Origin of the sequence: Mycobacterium sp. URHB0044, assembly GCF_000620625.1 — a bacterium.
Classification (GTDB): Bacteria; Actinomycetota; Actinomycetes; order Mycobacteriales; family Mycobacteriaceae; genus Mycobacterium.
This window is the reverse complement of sequence record NZ_JIAW01000041.1, coordinates 1-2,654: the sequence shown is the minus strand read 5'-3', so window position 1 is coordinate 2,654 and position 2,654 is coordinate 1. Positions and strand designations below refer to the sequence as shown.

Here is a 2,654-nt window from a genome sequence, read left to right as displayed (position 1 = left end):
GGGGGTGCCGGATCACTAGTCCCGACTTTCGTCCCTGCTCGACATGTACGTCTCGCAGTCAAGCTCCCTTGTGCACTTACACTCAACACCTGATTGCCGTCCAGGTTGAGGGAACCTTTGGGCGCCTCCGTTACTCTTTAGGAGGCAACCGCCCCAGTTAAACTACCCACCAGGCACTGTTCCTGAACCGGATATACGGTTCGAGGTTAGAAGCCCAATACGATCAGAGTGGTATTTCAACAATGACTCCACCCACACTGGCGTGTGAGCTTCACAGTCTCCCACCTATCCTACACAAACCGTATCGAACTCCAATACCAAGTTGTAGTGAAGGTCCCGGGGTCTTTTCGTCCTGCCGCGCGTAACGAGCATCTTTACTCGTAGTGCAATTTCGCCGAGTCTATGGTTGAGACAGTTGAGAAGTCGTTACGCCATTCGTGCAGGTCGGAACTTACCCGACAAGGAATTTCGCTACCTTAGGATGGTTATAGTTACCACCGCCGTTTACTGGGGCTTAAATTCTCAGCTTCACCACCGAAGTGGTTGACCGGTCCTCTTAACCTTCCAGCACCGGGCAGGCGTCAGTCCGTATACATCGTCTTGCGACTTCGCACGGACCTGTGTTTTTAGTAAACAGTCGCTTCTCACTGGTTTCTGCGACCCCCCACCGCTACCCACCGCAAGGGTGTTGACGGTAAGGGGTCCCCCTTCTCCCGAAGTTACGGGGGTATTTTGCCGAGTTCCTTAACCATAGTTCACTCGTACGCCTTGGTATTCTCTACCTGACCACCTGTGTCGGTTTGGGGTACGGGCCGTGTGAGCACTCGCTAGAGGCTTTTCTTGGCAGCATAGGATCACCGAATTCGCCTCACTCGGCTATGCATCACCTCTCAGGATTATGTGAGACCCGGATTTACCTAGGTCTCTCCCTACGGGCTTGCCCCAGTATTACCACTGACTGGTACGGCTACCTTCCTGCGTCACCCCATCGCTTGACTACTACCCATCCGGGTCCCGTGCAGCCCCCACACCCCGCACACCCGAAGGTGATTGGTGATGCAGGTTTTGGACGGTTAGCAGAATGGATTCGTCACGGGCGCGCACACACGGGTACGGGAATATCAACCCGTTGTCCATCGACTACGCCTGTCGGCCTCGCCTTAGGTCCCGACTCACCCTGGGCGGACTGGCCTGCCCCAGGAACCCTTGGTCTTTCGGCGGGCAAGGTTCTCACTTGCCTTATCGCTACTCATGCCTGCATTCTCACTCCCACACCCTCCACCACTCGATCACTCGGCGGCTTCACTGGATGCAGGACGCTCCCCTACCCAACCAGAACAGAATTCTGATTGCCGCGGCTTCGGCGGTGTGCTTGAGCCCCGCTACATTATCGGCGCACAATCACTTGACCAGTGAGCTATTACGCACTCTTTCAAGGGTGGCTGCTTCTAAGCCAACCTCCTGGTTGTCTTCGCGACTGCACATCCTTTTCCACTTAGCACACGCTTAGGGGCCTTAGCCGGCGATCTGGGCTGTTTCCCTCTCGACGCACGGAGCTTATCCCCCGCCGTCTCACTGCCACGCTTTCACTTACCGGCATTCGGAGTTTGGCTGACGTCAGTAACCTTGTGAGGCCCATCGGCCATCCAGTAGCTCTACCTCCGGTAAGAAACACGCAACGCTGCACCTAAATGCATTTCGGGGAGAACCAGCTATCACGGAGTTTGATTGGCCTTTCACCCCTACCCACAGCTCATCCCCTCAGTCTTCAACCTAAGTGGGTTCGGGCCTCCACAACATCTTACTGCTGCTTCACCCTGGCCATGGGTAGATCACTCCGCTTCGGGTCCAGAACACACCACTACACCAATCCCCACGGATCGGATACGCCCTATTCAGACTCGCTTTCGCTGCGGCTACCCCACACGGGTTAACCTCGCGACATGTCCCTGACTCGCAGGCTCATTCTTCAAAAGGCACGCCATCACCCCACCACGAAGGAGGGCTCTGACGGATTGTAGGCACACGGTTTCAGGTACTCTTTCACTCCCCTCCCGGGGTACTTTTCACCATTCCCTCACGGTACTAATCCGCTATCGGTCATCAGAAGGTATTCAGGCTTACCGGGTGGTCCCGGCAGATTCACAGCAGATTCCACGGGCCCGCTGCTACTCGGGAACACTGAACAAGGCAGGCAACGGGTTTTCACGTACCGGGCTCTCACCGTCTACGGCAGGCCATCCCAGACCACTTCCGCTAACCACGTCACTTTCTCACTGCCCTCTGGAGAGGTAGCCCCAGAAACTCAGGTCCCACAACCCCGCACACACAACCCCTACCCGGTATCACATGCATACGGTTTAGCCATCCTCCGCTTTCGCTCGCCACTACTCACGGAATCACAATTGTTTTCTCTTCCTACGGGTACTGAGATGTTTCACTTCCCCGCGTTACCCCCCGCACCCTATAGATTCAGATACGGGTAACACGACATCACTCGTGCTGGGTTTCCCCATTCGGACATCCTCGGATCCACGCTCGGTTGGCAGCTCCCCGAGGCATATCGCAGCCTCCCACGTCCTTCATCGGCCTCTGATGCCAAGGCATCCACCATGCGCCCTTAAACACTTACAACAAAACACAAAAACCAAAAA

General features: G+C 55.8%; 1 rRNA gene. It reads right to left on the bottom strand.

The features are described from left to right. A 23S ribosomal RNA gene (locus N536_RS0135790) occupies positions 1–2,634 on the bottom strand; the annotation flags it as partial. Positions 2,635–2,654 lie beyond the last annotated feature (20 nt).